The 18,269-nt window shown below is 62.4% G+C and carries 13 protein-coding genes; 9 read left to right on the forward strand and 4 right to left on the reverse strand.

Annotated features, from left to right (window positions below; all coding sequences use genetic code 11):
- Positions 1-82 precede the first annotated feature (82 nt).
- From D3226_RS05835 to D3226_RS05855, 5 genes are all read left to right on the forward strand, one after another.
- Complete coding sequence (locus D3226_RS05835) at positions 83-2,662, forward strand: CshA/CshB family fibrillar adhesin-related protein (protein ID WP_237462525.1); 2,580 nt, start codon at positions 83-85, stop codon at positions 2,660-2,662.
- Positions 2,663-2,732: 70 nt separating this feature from the next.
- Positions 2,733-4,214: a SpaH/EbpB family LPXTG-anchored major pilin gene (locus D3226_RS05840; RefSeq protein ID WP_202381401.1), complete on the forward strand. Its 1,482-nt coding sequence runs from the start codon at positions 2,733-2,735 to the stop codon at positions 4,212-4,214.
- Between the two features lie 123 nt (positions 4,215-4,337).
- A complete protein-coding gene (locus D3226_RS05845; protein ID WP_337248907.1) occupies positions 4,338-5,306 on the forward strand; it encodes a class C sortase in 969 nt (322 codons plus the stop codon).
- A 1,530-nt stretch (positions 5,307-6,836) separates the two neighbouring features.
- Positions 6,837-7,460 (forward strand): restriction endonuclease, encoded by a 624-nt coding sequence (locus D3226_RS05850; protein ID WP_237462252.1) that lies wholly within the window; start codon positions 6,837-6,839, stop codon positions 7,458-7,460.
- Positions 7,461-7,695: 235 nt separating this feature from the next.
- The gene (locus tag D3226_RS05855) at positions 7,696-8,604 is read left to right on the forward strand and encodes an LAPAL motif-containing putative phage structural protein (RefSeq protein WP_237462253.1); all 909 of its coding nucleotides are present in this window, start codon (positions 7,696-7,698) and stop codon (positions 8,602-8,604) included.
- Between the two features lie 223 nt (positions 8,605-8,827).
- Here the strand turns inward: D3226_RS05855 and D3226_RS05860 are convergent, their stop codons facing one another.
- The 4 genes from D3226_RS05860 to D3226_RS05875 all read right to left on the reverse strand — a co-directional run bounded on the left by D3226_RS05860 (position 8,828) and on the right by D3226_RS05875 (position 15,007).
- A complete protein-coding gene (locus tag D3226_RS05860; RefSeq protein WP_202381403.1) occupies positions 8,828-11,380 on the reverse strand; it encodes a DEAD/DEAH box helicase in 2,553 nt (850 codons plus the stop codon).
- Positions 11,380-13,497: a site-specific DNA-methyltransferase gene (locus D3226_RS05865; RefSeq protein ID WP_202381404.1), complete on the reverse strand. Its 2,118-nt coding sequence runs from the start codon at positions 13,495-13,497 to the stop codon at positions 11,380-11,382. Before D3226_RS05865 ends, D3226_RS05860 begins: the two co-directional genes overlap by 1 nt.
- 315 nt (positions 13,498-13,812) lie before the next feature.
- Positions 13,813-14,523 (reverse strand): hypothetical protein, encoded by a 711-nt coding sequence (locus D3226_RS05870; protein ID WP_202381405.1) that lies wholly within the window; start codon positions 14,521-14,523, stop codon positions 13,813-13,815.
- Between the two features lie 127 nt (positions 14,524-14,650).
- Positions 14,651-15,007: a hypothetical protein gene (locus D3226_RS05875; RefSeq protein ID WP_202381406.1), complete on the reverse strand. Its 357-nt coding sequence runs from the start codon at positions 15,005-15,007 to the stop codon at positions 14,651-14,653.
- Positions 15,008-15,821: 814 nt separating this feature from the next.
- Here D3226_RS05875 and D3226_RS05880 point away from each other — a divergent pair.
- From D3226_RS05880 to D3226_RS05895, 4 genes are all read left to right on the forward strand, one after another.
- On the forward strand, positions 15,822-16,406 hold the full coding sequence (locus D3226_RS05880; RefSeq protein WP_272928861.1) for an antirestriction protein ArdA: 585 nt from the start codon (positions 15,822-15,824) through the stop codon (positions 16,404-16,406).
- A gap of 3 nt (positions 16,407-16,409) precedes the next feature.
- Entirely contained in the window at positions 16,410-16,598 is a 189-nt protein-coding gene (locus D3226_RS05885; protein ID WP_141886133.1) for a hypothetical protein, read from the forward strand.
- The gene (locus D3226_RS05890) at positions 16,595-16,876 is read left to right on the forward strand and encodes a hypothetical protein (protein ID WP_202381408.1); all 282 of its coding nucleotides are present in this window, start codon (positions 16,595-16,597) and stop codon (positions 16,874-16,876) included. The genes D3226_RS05885 and D3226_RS05890 overlap by 4 nt, the downstream gene beginning before the upstream one ends.
- Before the next feature lie 499 nt (positions 16,877-17,375).
- Positions 17,376-18,266, forward strand: a complete 891-nt coding sequence (locus D3226_RS05895; RefSeq protein ID WP_202381409.1) for a hypothetical protein — start codon at positions 17,376-17,378, stop codon at positions 18,264-18,266.
- Positions 18,267-18,269 lie beyond the last annotated feature (3 nt).

The following is an 18,269-nucleotide window of genomic DNA, read 5'->3' on the forward strand; positions in this document are numbered from 1 at the left end:
TACGTCTGTGCGGCGCGGAGTTTCATGGTCTTTGGCATTGACCCTGGTTGCTGGCCTACTCAGCACGGGCCTAGCCACCGCGATGGTCGTGAATGCCTCCCCGGCGAATGCTGCGTACGCAACGGGAGGTACTGGTCTCTATAAGGACACAATCGATTGGTTGACATGGGAACATAACCCAAGCAATCTTCAGACCCTTTCGAATGGGGCAACACTCTCCTCAGAGCGAACAATTGGTGGCCAAGTCCTCCGCACGGAGTGCACGCTGAATGTTGAGGTGGGAGCATTCAGAACTTACAAACCTGGTACATGGCTCGGCGACTCTTTCGACGACATGTACAACATTGGTGGGACAGGAACAGCCAACCAATTGATGGGCGGAATCATGTCCAACTCAGGAATGTATTCCGAGGCCCAAGGAACGTACATCTGTAGTGCAACTCTGAACGGCGAGCCGGTGGAGATCGCGGGCATGGTGGTTTCTGACGCAGAGGAGACTGAGCACAGAGGCGCGAATCTTGAGTACGTGAAACTCACTTCACTTGATCCGAATGCAAGTTTCCGTTTGATCGAGCAACGCGCCCCGATCTGCCCAAACAACAATGGATTCAGGCTTACCAGGAACGGCCCTGAGGTTTTGTTTGATGTGCCCAACGTGGCGTGTGGAGTCTCCTGGGGCATATCGGGCAACAACTATGTTGCTTACCTTGAAGGTCAAACCGAGTTTCGATTTAACATGAGATCTGCAGCGGCGATAGCGGTCGGGGTGGTCCTAAACCTCGACACAGGGGACGCGCCGGATAGCTACGGTCAGCCGTGGTCGCTATTCACTCAATCATGGCAAGGCCCCGAGATCCCTGAAGGGCAAAGCTGGGCTAAGAACCTCCCCTTGAGTGTTCCGTCAGATGCTGGTCCGACCCGGTTGGGCACAAGCATCACCGCAGATACCGCCCCACTGCATTCTGCAGATGCGAGCGCTGATGAGGGAGACGACTCTGCAGACTTCTCAAGTGGCATCAACGTCAAGAGGGGAACAACGTTCAGCACGGACGTCGCGTGCACGGGGCCTGGTTTCGTCAGCGGCTGGATTGACTGGAACAATAACGGCGTATTTGACGACGGCGAGAAGTCCGATGTGCAGGAGTGTACGGGTAGTTCAGTCTCACTGGAATGGACTGTCCCTGATGGTGCGGTCTCCGCAACCACGTTTGCACGGCTCCGCATTGACACGCAAGCAAGCGCACTCACGCCCACGGGCTTTGGCACAGGCGAAATCGAAGACTATCAAGTTGTCCTCAACATTGCCGAACCGTCACTGGCGGTCGAGAAAACGTCAAACGCCACCGAGAACGTGCGAATTGGTGACGAAGTCACGTACACAATCACCGCGACAAACACTGGTGGCGATGACTTCACGGCCACGAATCCTGCGATGATCGTCGACGACCTGAGCGGCGTGTTAGACGATGCCGACCTGGATGAAGCCACAATTTTGGTTGCTACTAGCGATACATCTGCTGTGATCGGCCCTGCTGTATTTGACGCTGCAACGAAGCGGATTGCCTGGGAAGGCCCTCTCGCGGCCGGAGAAACTGTCACTCTCACATACACAGTGACGGTGAAGGACGGTGGAGATCGCACTGCGAAGAACATTGCGTTCGTAGGTGATCCGACTGATCCGGGTATGCCTACCCCTGATCCTGAGACTTGTGTACCTGGCACTACTACGGGTGATGTGTCCTGCACCGAGTTCCTGCTACCGAACCTGACTGTGACCAAGGTCGCTGACAAGACCGTGGACGTGGCCCCCGGCGATGTCGTGACGTACACGGTGACGGCAACGAACTCAGGCCCTGGCGCGTTCACCGTGGATGCCCCCGCGACGATCACTGACGACCTCAGCGACGTGATCGATGACGGCACCTACCAAGACGATGCTTCCGTTACCCCGGCCGGTGGTGCTCTCGACTACGTCGATCCGCTCCTCACCTGGTCTGGTCCGCTTGCATCGGGCGAGGACGTGGTCATCGAGTACACCGTCGTCATGGGCGTAGGTGTTGACGGCAATGTTCGCAACGTAGCCTTCGTCGGCGACGGCGACACCCCGGTGTGCACCGAGGATGAGCAGACCAGCCAAACCTGTGCCGAGGTCGAGTTCCCCGTGATCCAGCCGGGCCTCATCTGGCAGAAGGTCGACGGGAGCGACACCAAGCTCTCGGGTTCAGAGTGGCGTCTCGTGCCGCTCGATGAGCACGGTGCAGAGCTTGACGCTCAGGCAATTGTCATCATCGATTGCGATGCGAACGACGCAACCGACTGTGATGCAGCGAATGGTGACCTGAACCCTGAGAAGGGTGAGCTTCTCGTAAAGCCGCTTATGCCTGGTGACTACAAGCTGTACGAAACCAAGGCACCTGCCGGGTTCATGCTCCTCACTGCCCCGATCGGCGTCACTATCGACGCTACCGCTCTGGACGTTAACGCGAACTTCGATCTCGGAGCAATCGTGAACGACCAGCAGGCCGTGCCCGCGATCCCGCTCACCGGCGGCATGGGTGAACTCGGGTTCCTCCTCGCAGGCGGCGGCGCGGCACTTATCGCGGCAACGCTGATCCTTCTCCGATTGCGGAAGAAGCACAACGATCTCTCGCTCGCTTCCTAACCCAACTATCACTGAGATTCGCTCAATTGCCGTAGCCAACACCTGCGGCTATCCAAGAAAGGAAACAACTATGTCTGTGCCCACAAATCGCGGTACGCGAGTGCTCGCTGCAGGAGGTGTGCTTGCGCTCGGTCTTGCCGGGATGCTCGCTACCACCACCGCAGCGAACGCTACGGATGCCGCCCCCGGAAACATTGATACCTCCGTAACCGATGGCTCGATCATCATTCACAAGCACGAGACCATCGATCCCGCCATCGACGGTGACCCGAAGACCGGTGCCTACACCGGAGGCGACGCCATCGACGGTGCGGGCTTCACGGCCTGGCCGATCACGAGCCTCAACCTCACCGATGCCGCGGACTGGGATGGCTTGAGTGCGCTTGCTGCTCAGGTGAACGCTTCCGGCGCCTGCGAGGTGCCTGGCGAGACCCTCGGCACGTCGCTCGGTGAACAGGTCACTACCGGCGGCCTTGCCACGTTCCCGGGTCTCACGGTCGGCGCGTACCTCGTGTGTGAAACCACGCTCCCCGATGGTGCTTCGGTCGGCTCTGCACCGTTCATCGTGACGGTGCCCTCTCCTTACGCGGGTGAGTGGCTCTATGACGTGCACGTGTTCCCGAAGAACACCCTGAACGTTGTTGAGAAGACTGTTGACGCCCCTGACGGGTATGGTCTGGGCAGCAAGGTGAGCTTCCCGGTTTCTACGACCATCAACCCGCTCCCGAGCGGTGACCCGTACACCTCGTTCATCATTTCTGACACCCTTGATTCGCGCCTCGGGACCCCGACCGTGGAGTCCGTGCAGATCGACGGCGTGGATGTTCCCTACACGCTCGAGGGCGCCGGCAACAACCTCATCGTTGTTGTTGACCCTGCCGCGGTGAACGCCAATATCGGTGGCACCATCGAGGTCGTTTTCTCCGGCATCGTGGAGAGCCTGGGCACAGGGAGTGATTCGGGCGAGATCAGCAACACGGCGACACTGTTTGTGAACGACCCGAACCAGGACGGCGAAGGCGTGCCTTCGAACACCGTCACCACAAAGTGGGGCGACCTGACCATCAGCAAGGTTGACGCAGACAGCACCAGCACCGGTCTTGTTGGGGCACTGTTTGAGGTGTACGAGTCGAGCGACCCGTACGCGGCTGACTGCTCGACCACCACGCCCGGTGCCGGCCCGATCGAAGTGAACGGCGATACTGAGTTCGCAAGCGTTACTGGCGGCATTGTCAACATTGGTGGACTATACGTCACCGACAGCAGCAACACTCCGAACGATACCGCTGCTGAGCGGTGCTACTTCGTGAAGGAGACCCAAGCACCCGCCGGGTTCGTCACCCCCACCGGTGACGCTGCGTTCACCGCTGTCTCAGTGACGCCGGGCGTCTCGTCGGCTGCTGATGTTGTCATCGAGAACACGAAGCAGTCGGTGCCTGAGCTGCCCCTCACCGGTGGTGCAGGCCAGGCTGGTCTGATCGCTGGCGGTATCGCCCTCCTCGTCGCCGGTGTTGCGTTCGCTGCAGCCCGACGCCGCAAGGTCGAAGCCTAACCACCTGCGCGTGGTGCAGGCGAGAAGCAGACGTGTAATCGTCATCATCTCTCGCCTGCACCAGGCGCGCGGGCACCCGCCCTCCCTGTGCTCTCACCGTATCTCGATTCAGACGGAGCCCATGTGAACTTCGAAGCCAACCTCCTGGTTCGACCCGAGCGGCCGCCGACAGCACCCGCAGTACCGCCGAGTTTGACGCCCAAGCACCCGAAGTGGGGGCCGTCGTTTATCACGTGGCTCATCGCGGTAATGGTGCTCGTAGGGCTTGGCATCTCGTTGTACCCGACGACATCACAGTGGATTTCCTCGTACAACCAGTCCCAGATCGTTCGCAACTATGCGGGCGAAGTGGACAACATGAACCCCGGACCAGTTGAGCAGCTAGGAGAGGCCGTGCGATACAACGACGCGTTGACCTCTGGCGTGGATCTGCTCGCCGGAGCCACCATCCCTACTGGCACGGGTACCAGTGCCAACACGGCGTTTGATTACAACCAGACCCTTGTCGCAAATGAGGATGGCATGATGGCACGTATTCGCTTCCCCGTGGCTGATGTTGATCTGCCGATTTATCACGGCACCTCAGAGGACACCCTACTGAAAGGGGCAGGCCACCTTGAAGGATCACATCTACCAGTTGGTGGCGAAAGCACCCGCTCAGTGATCACCGCGCACCGAGGCCTCGCAACCTCGACAATGTTCAGCCACCTTGACCGTGTCGAAATCGGCGACCGATTCACTCTCGAAACCTTCGGCGAGGTCCTCACCTACGAGGTGCGAGAAACTAGAGTCATCGCTCCCGAGGAGACAGACTCCCTGCGCGCGGAGCCGGGCCGTGACCTCGTCACGCTCGTCACCTGCACCCCACTGGGCATCAACACGCACCGAATCCTGGTCACCGGGGAACGCGTCACCCCGACCCCGCCCGCAGACCTCTCCACGCTCGGGCAAGCATCCACCCTTCCCGGTTTCCCGTGGTGGGCGCTCGGCTTCGGTGCCGGAATCGTGCTGGTGACTGCGTTTGTGTGGCGTGCAGGATACACCGACCCACGCCGAATCCGCCCGACACAACCTTCAGCCACTGACAGCTGACCTAAGCTGCCACACGGAGAGAATGACGACCATCCCCCCTGAGTCTTTCCGCCGTGTGGCGGGCTGGGCAGAATCTCCCCCCCCCCTACTTCTGCTCAGCCCGAGAGAGTGTCGCGTGCGTGAACGCGAAGTTCCCACTTTCGACGTTTCCTTTCCAACGTCCCCAGGTTGGGCAAGCGACACTCTCTCACCTCTCTCCTTCATTCTCCATCCTCGGGGGTCAACGCTTCACCGATTGCCCCCTCCTGAACCAGCCCACTTAAGACAGGAGTTGCGAGTGCAGTCAATCGTGACGTACATGATGCCCGATCTTCTGAAGGCGTCCGACCAGCGGCTGCTCCGGGTCAGCCGCTCCGGGTCAAAGGATGCGTTCGAAGTGCTCTGGCAACGGCACGCAGCTGCACAGCTTGCTGTCATTCGGGGCATTCCCACGCTCATCGACACGGGCGAGATCCTCGGAATCGCACGAAGGCGCTCACTCGCACTGATTGCAGGCGGAGCCGACCCCCAAGCCTCTGTGCGCGCGTTCTTCGCGCTCACGGCACAGTCGGTTGCACGAGACCAGGCTCGAATCCCAGGCCCTCCGCAGGCTGTTCAGGGGGACGTTCAGAAACCTGAGCCCCCGGCTCCCCAGCGCAGCTCACTGGTCGGCGCGTACTTTTCCCTGTCTCGGCAGCGCCGAGAACTGCTGTGGTATCACGATGTTGAACTCCTGGGCGCCACAGAATGTGCACGCTACACCGGAACCCCTGCGTCACTCGTGAGTAACCGGGTGAAATCTGATCGTAAATCGCTTTGGCAGGCGTGGATCAAGGAGGAGCTTGGGTCGGGGCGGAACCTCTCAACGGGGTGCCGGGAGTTCCTCAAACAAAGCCGCAGATACTCGGAAAACCGTCTGGGGCTGAGGCACTATGAGACTGCACTCCGGCATGTGGGAGGCTGCACGAGGTGCTTGGTGCTCGCGGGGCACGCTGAACGTGTGCATGAACGCCTGGCAACCTTGCTACCTCATGCTGTTTTCGGTGAGAATGCGAAGGCATACCGCGATTGGATCGACCAGGGCACTCCGGCACCACGACACTTAGACCTTGACCAACACAGCACGAAGGCGCGTTTGGATTCTTCCACATTTCGAGAACGGATCTGACTTGGATTGGCAGATTTGGTTAGGTGCCATTCTCCCTGGCTCACGTTGAGGTGATCGGTTGGCTCGATGATCATTGCCGTTTCGTACTCCATCTCAGCGCACTCCGACGCATCACTGACACGGTCGTGACCGACACGTTCCAGACCGCGGCCACCGCGCATTGACGTTCCGCATCCACACTCACTGACAACGGCATGGTATACACCACCAGACTCGCGCAGGGCAGCAAACAAGCCGGAATGACGCGTTCGAAACGCTCCTGAAACTCAAGGGCATCACACAGAAGAGCGGGCGACCGTTCGATGCCGTGGCCGAGCACGCCGGCGTCAGCGACAACGCCCTCGGAGACGCTCAAGTCCGGGGGTACCCGCTATGTGCAACGCATGGGATGGGTGCTGAGCCATCTCGGCAAGGCCCGATGGGTCGACCGCCCCGAGCAAAGCAATGCTGTTGCGTCAGCTACAGCGCACCCACAGCCGTCCGATGATATCTCCGACCCGATCGAGGTCATCGAGGACGCAGTCTCCCGTATCGAGGCGAGCGTCGGTGAGGATCTGCTCGACCGGCTCCGTAACAGCCACCCCGACTTCTTCGAGCAGGCGGTCGTCGATCTTCTCCTCATAATGGGATACGGTGGCGCAGCGCAGCGAGGCCGACGCATCGGTGGTTCCAACGACGAGGGCATCGACGGGCTTATCGACCAAGACGCCCTCGGCCTCGACCAGGTCTACATCCAGGCCAAGCGCTACAAGGAAGGCAACAACGTCGGCCGCGAGCCGATCCAGGCCTTCGTCGGGGCACTGCACGGCTTCGGAGCGTCACGCGGCGTCTTCCTCACGACGAGCACGTTCACCTCAGGCGCGATCGACTACGCCAAGAAGGTGCAGTCGCGCATCATCCTCATCGACGGCGCAACGCTCGTCGACCTGATGATTGCTTACCGCGTCGGCGTGCAGGAGAAGCAGCGGTTCAGCGCTGTCGAGGTCGACGAGGACTACTTCGAGTAAACGTTAGTGGTGACGCCGCTTCATGGTGGCCTGACCTAAGACCATCCGACAGTTGTGTCCATTGAGATGCGGTCTGCGTCCGTTGGACGCACGGAGACCCGTGCTTTGCGACGTCCACTTGGGTAGACCCTGATAGACGGCGCCTTCTCGGTCCTTACCCACGGGCCAGCAGCCCGCCATTCGTGCTAGAGCGGGTCTATCTGGCAAATCAAAAGCTCCCAATATGATGAGAGGCGTGCCCGATCAGATTGATGACGACGTAGTCGATACCCTTACCCTCCGCTTTGTCGGCGAGGACGAGGAGGGATCCGCGATCCATGAACTTCGCGCCGCACATGTGGCTGAGGTGCTCCAAGGCGTTGTGGGCCTTGCAAGCGACTTCGACAAGGCAGGTGTTTTTAGCCCAGAAGGCCCCAGCGGTTCCGAAGTACTGGTTCGACCCGCGAAGGAAGGGTCCTTCCTAATTGAAGTCGTGCGTGTCTTAAGCGAGAACTGGGAGACCGCGGTGGCAGCGGGTGGGATCCCGTCGCTTAGTACCGTGATCTGGTGGGCGACGCGATCCGCTCGGGCCGACGTAAAGGACTTTGACTATCTTGAAAACGGAAATGTCAAGGTCACTTGGCAGGATGACACCGCGCAGGAGGTTCCGGCTGCGGCTTGGGAGGAGCTTCAAAAGCGCACTCGCAGACGCAAGAAGCAGCTCCGGCAGATTATGGCGCCCCTAAGCGACCCAAATGTGACATCCCTGGAAGTCGCAAGCCCAGCATCCGAGGAGGACGAAGATACCGCGCAAGACGACGCACCAGAGGTCTTCGTACTGACCCGACCGGACTACAACGCGGTCAAGCCTGAGGACGATATCGAGGAGACTCAGGAAATCTTCGAGGTTGAAGCACAGATGTCAGCGATTGACTTTGATGATCCCACCAAATGGAGAGTCCGAACCAAGGACAGATCGAGATCTGCCAGCGTCGAGGATCAGGTTTTTCTTGGGCGTGTTGCCAACGGCCTAGCGATTAGGAAGAATGACATCTTCCGTCTAAGAATCCGAGAGGATGTTACTAAGAAGAACGGGCGCACACGGACTGCCTGGACAGTACTCCGAGTCGAAAGTTATAGGAGAGCGGCAGGTGACGAATCATAGGTATATCCCGCGACGTCGGCTGGATGTCGCCAGCCTCATTCTGACCGTTGTCGGACTCGTCTTTGGTGTCTTTTCCTATTTGCTCATCGTCCACGGTGGCGTCACTCCGCTCTTACTTGTCCCCTCCGTCATAGCGTTGACGATTGGGGCCACGCATTTAGTCAAACATGAAGCGCCGCGTTAGCAGGAGCAGTGAATAGCCACTGTTAAGCGTGATGTAGCCTCAGTACCCCACGGCTGCCGCCTCATAGGCGAACCTCGCGTCTGAATGATCCAGCACCTTCGCGCGCACCTCGGCGAGCTTGAAGTCGAGAACCCGAAGCTTCCCGTCGATCCGGCTGATCGCCTCGATCCTGTGGAACCGATCGCCGTAGACCTCGGCGAACCGGGCCATGCCGTGCAGCTTCCACGCAGCATCCGGGAGCCAGTGCCCGTGAGGGTCGACGATGCTCGCGCGCACCCCGTCCTCGGTGTCGACGAAGAACAGGAAGTCCGGCCGCAGCGTGCGCCACTCGCCGTGCGAGTCACGGTAGGCGATGCTCATCGAGTCGCGCCCGCCCGTCGGGTTCCGGTACCAGGCGAGGGCACCCGCGCGCGCCATCTCGGCGTCGAGCACCTCGACCTCGTCGGGGTTCAGCTTCCCGACCGGGAACATGCCCTCCTCATCGGAGAGCAGGTGCAGTGCGCGTCGTTCGAGGATCTGCTCGCTGTCGCCGACGGCCCGCTTGGTCTCCTCCTGGCGGTTCTTCGGCAGCGCCATCGAGATCAGCTGGGGGTCCGTGCTCATCGCGGTGATCTCCGCGTAGAGGCTCTGCCGCGACTCGGGCAGGCCCTTGATAGCGACGCGGTGCTCGTCGAGCCACTCCTTCGAGATCGCGTCCGCCTCCTCGTCGAGCTTCGCGCGCGTCTGCGTCAGCATCGCGAGGGCGGCGACCCGGACGTACGCGTCGCGGTAGTCGTCCTCGTCGTCGGCGTCCGCCGTGAGGTGCTCGATATAGCTGCGCGCCACATCGGGCGTGATCGTGCGCGCGCCGCTGCGGTATGAGTCCTGGATCGCGCGGTCGTCCGCGGCCTCGGTCCATGAATCGTCGCGCCGCATGCCGTGGCGTGCCTGACCCCTCATGGTTCCACCAGCGACCGTGAGTACGTCCTCACGCGCCTTCGCGAGGTCCTTCGCGTACTGGGCCGTAAGCCCATTGAGCACCCCATGCAGGCGCTCGTGGGCGATCTTGCCCGCGTCCGGCACGAGCCCGTCGGAGGCCAGGGCGTGGGCGAGCGACGTGACCCGCTTGATGGGATTCGCGTGCTTGCGCGGCAGCGTCTCTGCGGGCAGCGACTGGAACAGCTCCCAGACCTCGTCGGGCACGGCGTCGTTCGGCGTCATGAGCTGCGGGTCGACGAGCACGCGCTGGCCCGTGTCGCCGCCTCCCGTGAGATCGTTACCCATGATCTTCTCCAGCACGAGGCTGGCCGTCGCCTTGCTGAACTTCGGCAGAATGCACTCGACGCTGTTGAGCAGGTCGTCGCCCTCGACGCGTCGCGCCAGGGGCGTGCGGATCATGCGTCCGAGCAGCTGGGTGATGTGGGTCTCGTCCTTCGCAGGACGGAACGACACCATGACCTCCGCGCGCGGGCAATCCCAGCCCGTGCTGATGGCGTCCTTGGCGAGCAGCACGCGGATGTACGAGGCGTCCTGCACGCGCTCGGGCGAGATGTAAGGCACGCTGTGCATGCCGAACGTCTGAGCAGTGTGATCGCCGAACACATGGGCGATTGCGTCAGGCTCTAGCTCCGGCCACTCGTCGCGGATCACGTCGATGGCCGATGCAACTTCTTCAGCGGCGGGCTTGTTCGGCACCTGGAGCACCATCAGCGGTTTGATCGGCTCCGTGCCCTGCTCGGCGGCGTAGGCGGCCCACGCGTCGGAGAGCGCCTTGACCTTGCGCACGCCGCGGCGCAGCAGCACAGTGTTGAAGTCGCCGGTCTCCGCCGGGAAATCGAGAACGATGTCGTCCTTCAGGAGGCCAGACTCCTGGATGCGCACGGGGTCGACCTGGACCGTGCCGAGGTGCACGCGGTTCGACTGGACCTCCGCCTCCGTCATCGCGGCCTCGAAGCGCTGCACGGTCGCCGAGATGCCCCACACGATCGGCACCGGCGGAACACCGCTGTGACCGTTGATGAGGCGCTTCACGATGGTCGGCGTGTCCGACGGGCGCTTGCCCATGCCCCGGTGCGCCTCGTCCAGGACCATGTAGAGCGTGAGGTCGTCGTCCTCGATCGTATTCCGCAGCGTGTCCCAGAACGTGAACGGCACCGTGTCGGGGTGCGACTGGATGCCGTCGAGCGTGTTCGAGTCGTCATGGCCGCGCACCAGGAGGCTGTTGCGCGAGAGCTTCGACGTGTTCAGGAAGTACACGTGCCCCGGCAGCAGCTTCGGGTAACGGAACGGGTGCTCCACAGTGACCAGCCTGTTGCGCAGGCGGTCGGACGCCTGCTCAAGACGATGCCGGGTCTGCTGGTTCAGAGCAGGGTCGTCGCTGAACCACAGGACCACTGCGCCCTCGTCCGGCACGACGTCGAAGTCGTCGCTGCCCCAGAACATCGCCTCGATCACGGCAGCGGCCATGACGGTCTTGCCGGCCCCGGTCGTGGCGGTCAGCGCCACGGAAGAGACCCGCTTGCTGGCGCTGCGATAGAAGTCCCTCGCCGACGCGAGCTCGCGCAGGGTATCGCCGACGGCATCGGCCTGGTAGTCCTTCAGCGTGAATCGCATCAGATGTCACCCGTGCTCTCGCAGTTGCGCAGGTAGTCCTCGTAGAGGCGCACGGTCTCGATCCCGGGGATCTCGCTCGCGACCTGCTGGTAGCGCCCGTCGTCGTCGGTCACGACGTAGGCGATGCGGATGCCCTCGCGGCGCTGGAGCTCGGCGACGAAGTCGCTGGCGAGGTCCAGGTCCTTGAGGATGCCGTAGCTGTCCGCGACGGCCCAGCCGCCCTCGATCGAGTCGATCCGCTCGCCGACGGCGCCTGCGCGCAGCCAGAGCATCGGCGCGATGGCCGCAAACGCCTTGTCGGCCTCGACCATCCACGGCGACTCGTAGCTCAAGGTGAAGAACGCCGCGTTCTCATCGAAGCCGTCGGCCATCGGGAACTCGTCGACGAACTTGTAGTCGCCCTTGATCGGAGCGCCGTCGGGCGTGAGACCCGTGAGCGCCGCGCGGATGCGGGGCTTCGTGATGTAGTCGCAGATGCCCCACTGCTCCCACTCGGGATCGCCGGGTCGCAGGCCCTGCTTGCGCAGCTTCGTCTGCTCCTCGGCCGAGACTTCGTTGTTCGTCACCGAGATGCACTGTCGTCGCCCGTCGTCCTGCTTATTCAAACGCATGACTGCGTGAGCGGTAGTACCGGAACCAGAGAAAAAGTCGAGCACGACAGCGTCGGGTTTCCCTGACACAAAGAAGCGCAGGGCGTCTTCGACTGCGTACAGAGACTTGGGATACGGGAACTTCCTACCTGGTAGCAGTGCCTTGACAAAAGTCGCACCATGCTCAGATGCGGAATGGGAAATACGGTTCCACAAGGTCATCGGCTGAACCGTGCGCTTGCCGGGCAAGTAACTAACTTGGGCCGCGCCCTCGTTGTCATACCCGTTGACAACGACATCTCCGCTTTCAATCTTCGCCAGAATGCCGGACTGAAGGTACGACGGGGAGCGTCGACCGGTTTCTGGATCACGTCGGCCGAACTTCGCGTAACCCTTAGACAAATACTCTCGAAGGGATGCAGGGTTTAGACGCCACATCAACTCGCGCCCTGACCCATCCACAGGCCAAACCGCCACCGCACCGTCGGGCACAGAAATTGAATCTCGGCGCACCTCCACGCTAGGTGGCTCTCCCACCGAATGAAACGCACCAGTGGTTGAATCCAGAAAAATCGGATAGAACATGCTTGGAATGCGTGTTCTTAGGCTTCCTTCACCATTTCTCAGTAGCCCCGCCCAACGTACTTCCTCGGGAGCACCTTCGGCCCCTCGGGGCTCACGGATCATGTCGGTATTCCACGGCGCAACATGGCTATCCCCGAACATCACAATGAAGATGTACTCGTCTGTGCGGGAGAACCGCCCTTGTCGCGCTGAGCCCTTAGGGTTGATTACGCTGGTAATCATCTGAATATCAGCTTCAGGGAATGTTTGCTCCAGTAGCAACCCAAGCCGCAGATACTCCTTTTCGTCAATGGTGACGATCAGGACAGAGTCCTCGGGCTTCAGCAGCCGCTTCGCAAGCTTCAGACGACGTTCCATGAACGCCAGCCACTTCGAGTGGCGGTAGAGGTCATCGCCCTCGACGTAGTCGTTGTTGTACTTCCAGTCGCGGGAGCCTGTGTTGTACGGCGGGTCGATGTAGATCGCGTCCACAGAGTGCTCGTGCGTGAACGTGAGCAGCTCAAGCACATGGAAGTTCTCGCCGTTGATCACCGTGTGGAACGGCTTGTCACCGCCCCGCTCCACGGAGCCGTCGGGCCGGAGGCCAGGGTAGATGCGGTCGCGGAACTCCGCGACGAGCACCAGGTCCTCGACAGGCACAGACTGCGTATCGCGCTCCTCGCCGTTCGGCGTCGAGACCTCGGCGATGCCGCCGCTGATCGAGTCGACGTGCCAGAGGCGCTGATCGCCCCGCTCCGTCGAGCCCCTGGGAGGGAGCACGCGGACCTTGTTCGTCTTGCGGATGCGGTGGCCCGCCAGCTCGACTGCCTCGGGCGCATGACGCTCAAAGTTAAGACCGAAAGGCAGCCGCTTTTGAAGCGGCCGGATCTCCTCATCGAGATCCTTCGCGAGTTTTGGATCGAGCTGTTCCAACGTGCGCAGCAGGTCCGACAAGCGCGACATCGGCACCCCTTTCTGGCAAGACTAAAGAGTCCGTCATTGCGCGTGCGCAACACGGACTCTTTCCAATTCTACTGATTCGTGTGTAGGAGCGCGAAGAGCATTCCGTTCCGGGCATGTTAGGGCACGTCACGACGGCGCCAGCACGAGGATTTACGATGGGGCGAACTCTCGCGCCGGCCCCAGGTGTTTAGGAGAACTCTCAGAGGTGGCTAATGCTCCTCAGGCTTAGCACTTGCGTGACCAACGACGACCAAACCGGAGCAGTGGTGTCTGGCTACCTGCGTTGCCAGACACCGCCAACTTGCCCGCTGTCTCTCAGACCACTGCCGGCGGCTGCTGCATCCGCTGCTGGTAGCTGTGGATCGCGTGCCACTCAGGGATCATCAACCCGTGCTTCGCGAGCAAACCCCAGTAGCCCAGCGGGTCCTCTCCGCCCGCTCCGAGCTTCGCTGCGCGCTCCATGGTGAGCTCCACGAACCGACGCTCGTCGCGGGCGAGGCGTGCCTCGTACTCGACGCGAGTCTCGTCGTCCAGCTCGTCGGGCTCACGAATGCAGTCCTCACACTCGCATCCCTCCTCGTCATCGAAGAGCCCCAGCATGTCCCGGAGCAGCTCGATCGTTCCCTCCAGGTATTCCAGCTCCTCGTCGATCTCCGTGACCAGCTCGTACGCTGCCCCCATGGCATCGCTCGCAGCAGCGATCTCGGAGACCTCGGCCGCCAGCACCGTCGCGCCACGGTCCTCAGGGTCCCACGGGATCGGCGCGGCCGCGAGCGCGTCGATCTCGTCCAGAGCTGCGTACCTCGCCACATCAGCGGGTGAGCCGTTCTCGAAGTAGGACGGGGTCCGTATCCAGGCGTGCGACGCCTCGGTGCAGGCCTGCAGCGCTGCGCGCACTGCCTGCTCGTCGCCGGCGTGCATCGCCGCCTCGAACTCGCGGTGCTTGTCGCTCATCGTCTGGATTGCGCGCAATACTGCGTCGAGCTGCATCTGCTCGGCCTGTGTCGTCTCTGCTGTCTTCGTCATGGTCTTGCTCCGTTCTGGTTCTTTGCGCTCTTGCGCGAGGGCCTCGGCGACTTTCGCCGAGGCTGTGTTTTTTCGTCGGGGGCGGCGTCCTGTGCCGCCCCCGGTTGTTGTTGCTCTCTGGCGCGTGCTACTTCACCGCGATCATCGAGCGGCCCTTGAGCTTCTTGCCGTGCTTCAGCAGCACTCCTGCGAAGGAGAGCTCGATCGCCAGCCACATCTCCAGCATCTCGGAGGCAGCGCTCATCGCTTCGTCGATCTCGTGGGCGTCGCCCCGAGCCTCGGCTGCCGCCAGCTCGGCGAAGTGATCCTCCACGCCGAGGCGCATGGCCTTTGTCCCGCCCTCCGCGATCGTGATCGTTCCGGGAGTGTCCATCGGGATCGCGTCACGAGGCACGACAACGATCAGCGGCATCTTGCCCGTCGGATCCTTGCGAATCTTCATGTTGTCGAATGCGAGGTTCAACTGCTTGCTCGTAATAGTCATCTTCTTGTCCTTCTCTCGATTTGCCGCGCGCAGCGCTCATCGCCGCGCGCTCGTCTGGACGAGTGCGTCTCACCCGTCTCACATGCTTTTCCGGGCGCGGCGTCATGCCGCGCCAAGCTCTGCTGCTCGCTGTGCTCGTCACAGCGCTCGCTTCGCAGGCTCCGCCAGGGGCGCCGGGCTCGCAGAGGCAGGCGCTTCTCACCTGTCTCACCAGCTTCTCGGGGCGGCAGTGTTGCCGCCCAGTGCTCTCTGTGTTGCTACCTGGCTGCGATCACCGCAGCCAGGGGCCTGTCGCACGCGTGTGCGCGTGCTGTACTTCCCGCGCGGCGTCCGTGCCGCGCTCTGTGCTTCTCGCGCTCGCGCATGCTGCGCGGCGACTCGTCCACCCGATCCGACGCTCATCGCGTCGGGGTAGGGCTTCAGCTGGCCGCTTCCGGCGACCACCTATGACAGCTTCTGAAGGAACTAGACTTTAGCTCCTCTGCCTCAGCAGGATCTCTCTCTCAAGTGATTTCCCGGGCAGTGCTCTGCACTGCCACCACGAGCCGGAGTAACCTCTGCAAAAAACAGCTCGTGATCGTCATGATGCCCGTCCCGGGTATCGAGTAGTGAAGCTAAAGTCTAGTACGCAAAAATGTGACAGAGATGGGAACACTCCGTCACTGTTCTTTTTCGTTATTGGATCGTTACACCTTTTGTTTCTCTGCGGAGCAGCACACCACGCGGAGCCGCCCCGCTCACGCGGGGCCGGGAGCCTCCCTGATGAGCACGGCACGTCCGCCGCTGCTCGCGCACGAGACCGGAGGGCGCTCCCATGGTTACTACTGTTTCTTCTTCTACAAGCCGAAACAGCACAGCGCAGACACCGAGCGTCTGGCTCGGCTGCATGGCTCATTACAACTCCGGCTATCTGGTCGGCGACTGGTACGACGCCGCGGAGGCGAGCACTATCACCGTCACCGAGCTGCACAGAGGCACGGGCCTAAACCCTGCCGGCTGCGAGGAGCTCTGGTGCTACGACACCGAATACATGCTCGTCGACCGCGAGATGAGCCCCTACGAGGCCCAGCAGCAGGCCGAGGCTCTGCTCGCCGTGGAAGAGCACCTGCGCCCTGCCCTGCGGGCCTGGGTCGCGAGCGGCGACTACGTCGCCGAGGGCGACGGCAGGAGCGACGTGCCTGCCCTCGGTGATTTCCACGACCGCTACTGTGGGAACTGGGACTCCTTCGAGGAGTACGCGGCTGATCTCGTCGACAGCACGGGGATGCTGAACGGCGTTCCCGAGGAGGTCGCGCAGCACTTCGACTGGAAGAGCCACGCCCGCGAGCTGGCGCACGACTACGCTGTGCTGGACGCTCAGGCTCCGGCCTCCGGCGTGTACGTGTTCAGGAGCTGCTGAGCCATGTCTGCCAATGAGATCGCCGATGAGAAGTGGCAGCGCTTCTGCCTCGACTGCGACCCGCCCCAGCTCTGCACGAGGGAACTGCTGTTCTTCCCGGACCTCGGCGCGTACAGGGTGAGGGTCTGCCCCGAGCACGGCGCCTGCGCCATGGAGACCGTGGTCAGCACCGCAGAGGCAGCGCAACGATGACCGCGCTGCTTGAGCACGAGCTCATCGTGCAGGAGGAGTGCGCCTCCCTCAGGCAGTACGAGCTCCAGGAGCTCCTCTCCGCAGCGGAGAGGGCTGCGCACCTCTCTGTGTCCGTCGAGGACCTGCTGCGCCTCCTGGCGGCCGTCCAGGCACAGGTGCACGCCTGTAGGAAGGCAGTGGTAAGCGAAGCCCGCGCGACAGGGCATAGCAATAGGGAGGTAGCAGCGATGCTGCGACTGCATGTCAACGACTTCGTGTCGCGGTTCCCAGAGCAATGAGAGCAGATAGACCCCCGAGGCATCGCGCCTCGGGGGTCTTCTTTTTCACTGGGGGCGATCGCTGCTCCGCTCTACCGAATTGTTTGCAAGGAACGCTTCCGTTCCTCTTTCGATACACTCGGTGAATGCGCACCACGCCTTTCCGCCACGCGACTGAGGACTGCGCTGCGCGGTCCTCGACTTCTTCTGCAGGGGGCCCCGACGCGCTTGCACGCACCGGGGTACTTTTTCTACCCGGAGAGCACCGCCTATGGCGGGCCAGGCGCCCTACGGGCGCCATCGGGTGCCGTGCGCTCCATCTGGGGAGCGCACGTGCACGCGGTCACCTGTCCCGTGCCCGGCGCAGCCGGGCACGGGGGTGGGTGTGAGGGCTGTCAGAGGACAGTCCCGGCCACCTCGTGCGCCAAGGCACCCGAGGTGAGCAGCAAAGTAAAGCTCAGCACCAGCGACCGGGACAAGCCCGGCCGCAGGTCACCGACGAAGGAGGACGAGTTGCATCATGAACAGCAACGACGACATCAGCACCAACACCGCAGCGCCCGATAGCGGGACCGGCGAGAAGACCAAAAAGCGCAGCAGGAAGGCGCTCATCGCCTGGATCGCAGCTGGGGCCCTCGTGCTCGGCGGCGGCATCGCCGCCACGGCAATCAGCGTCAACAGCTACAACGCCGAGACGGCCCGTCTCTGCGCTACCGCAACCGACGCGGCCGCTCTGGCAAGTAAGACTGCCAAGACCACCCAGCTGGCCGCATCAGACGGGCTCACCGCTGTCGAAGACACTGTGCTCCCGGACAGCGCCGGCACCAGCACTCTGTACGCCGAGCGGCCTGCGGTAGAAGAGATACCCGCCCAGAAGGCGGAGGGAGACAAGCCCGCCGTCGAGGCTGTGCCTGCTCGCCCGAGCGGGCAGGAGCTCATCGACAGTGTGACCGACGCCCAGGCGGAGCTCACGAAGGCGGAGAAGGGCCTCGCGAGCGCCTGCGAGACCCGTGACGACGCCGCGGCGATCACCGCCCAGGTCGAGGCCGTGCAGCAGAGCGCGACAGCGCTCGACAGCGCCACCGAGGAGCTCGCCGACGACTTCGAGGTCTTCCAGGCCGACGAGGCCGCGCGCATCGCCGCAGAAGCCGCAGCAGCAGAGGCGGCCCGGATCGCTGCCGAGCAGGCCGCTGCAGAAGCCGCAGCCGCAGAAGCGGCGGCAGCAGCACAGTACAACGAATACGATTACGGCTACGACGACTACAGCGGAGGCGACTCCGGCTGGAGCGGTGGCTCGGGCGGCGGTGGTAGCGGCAGCACCGGCGGTGGAGGCGGTGGCGGCATGATCACCCCGCCCCCTGGCACCGGAGGCGGAATCGGTGGCTGCCCTGCCGGCATGCAGTGCTGGTAGCAG

Source organism: Leucobacter chromiireducens subsp. chromiireducens, assembly GCF_016758255.1.
Classification (GTDB): domain Bacteria; phylum Actinomycetota; class Actinomycetes; order Actinomycetales; family Microbacteriaceae; genus Leucobacter; species Leucobacter chromiireducens.

What these genes read in the sequence shown, in the direction of transcription:
- D3226_RS05885 (WP_141886133.1), top strand. Translation starts at nt 16,410, where the DNA reads ATGTCTGCCAATGAGATCGCCGATGAGAAGTGGCAGCGCTTCTGCCTC.
- D3226_RS05840 (WP_202381401.1), top strand. Translation starts at nt 2,733, where the DNA reads ATGTCTGTGCCCACAAATCGCGGTACGCGAGTGCTCGCTGCAGGAGGT.
- D3226_RS05870 (WP_202381405.1), bottom strand. Translation starts at nt 14,523, where the DNA reads ATGACGAAGACAGCAGAGACGACACAGGCCGAGCAGATGCAGCTCGAC.
- D3226_RS05860 (WP_202381403.1), bottom strand. Translation starts at nt 11,380, where the DNA reads ATGCGATTCACGCTGAAGGACTACCAGGCCGATGCCGTCGGCGATACC.
- D3226_RS05875 (WP_202381406.1), bottom strand. Translation starts at nt 15,007, where the DNA reads ATGACTATTACGAGCAAGCAGTTGAACCTCGCATTCGACAACATGAAG.
- D3226_RS05895 (WP_202381409.1), top strand. Translation starts at nt 17,376, where the DNA reads ATGAACAGCAACGACGACATCAGCACCAACACCGCAGCGCCCGATAGC.
- D3226_RS05835 (WP_237462525.1), top strand. Translation starts at nt 83, where the DNA reads ATGGTCGTGAATGCCTCCCCGGCGAATGCTGCGTACGCAACGGGAGGT.
- D3226_RS05880 (WP_272928861.1), top strand. Translation starts at nt 15,822, where the DNA reads ATGGTTACTACTGTTTCTTCTTCTACAAGCCGAAACAGCACAGCGCAG.
- D3226_RS05890 (WP_202381408.1), top strand. Translation starts at nt 16,595, where the DNA reads ATGACCGCGCTGCTTGAGCACGAGCTCATCGTGCAGGAGGAGTGCGCC.
- D3226_RS05865 (WP_202381404.1), bottom strand. Translation starts at nt 13,497, where the DNA reads ATGTCGCGCTTGTCGGACCTGCTGCGCACGTTGGAACAGCTCGATCCA.
- D3226_RS05850 (WP_237462252.1), top strand. Translation starts at nt 6,837, where the DNA reads ATGGGATGGGTGCTGAGCCATCTCGGCAAGGCCCGATGGGTCGACCGC.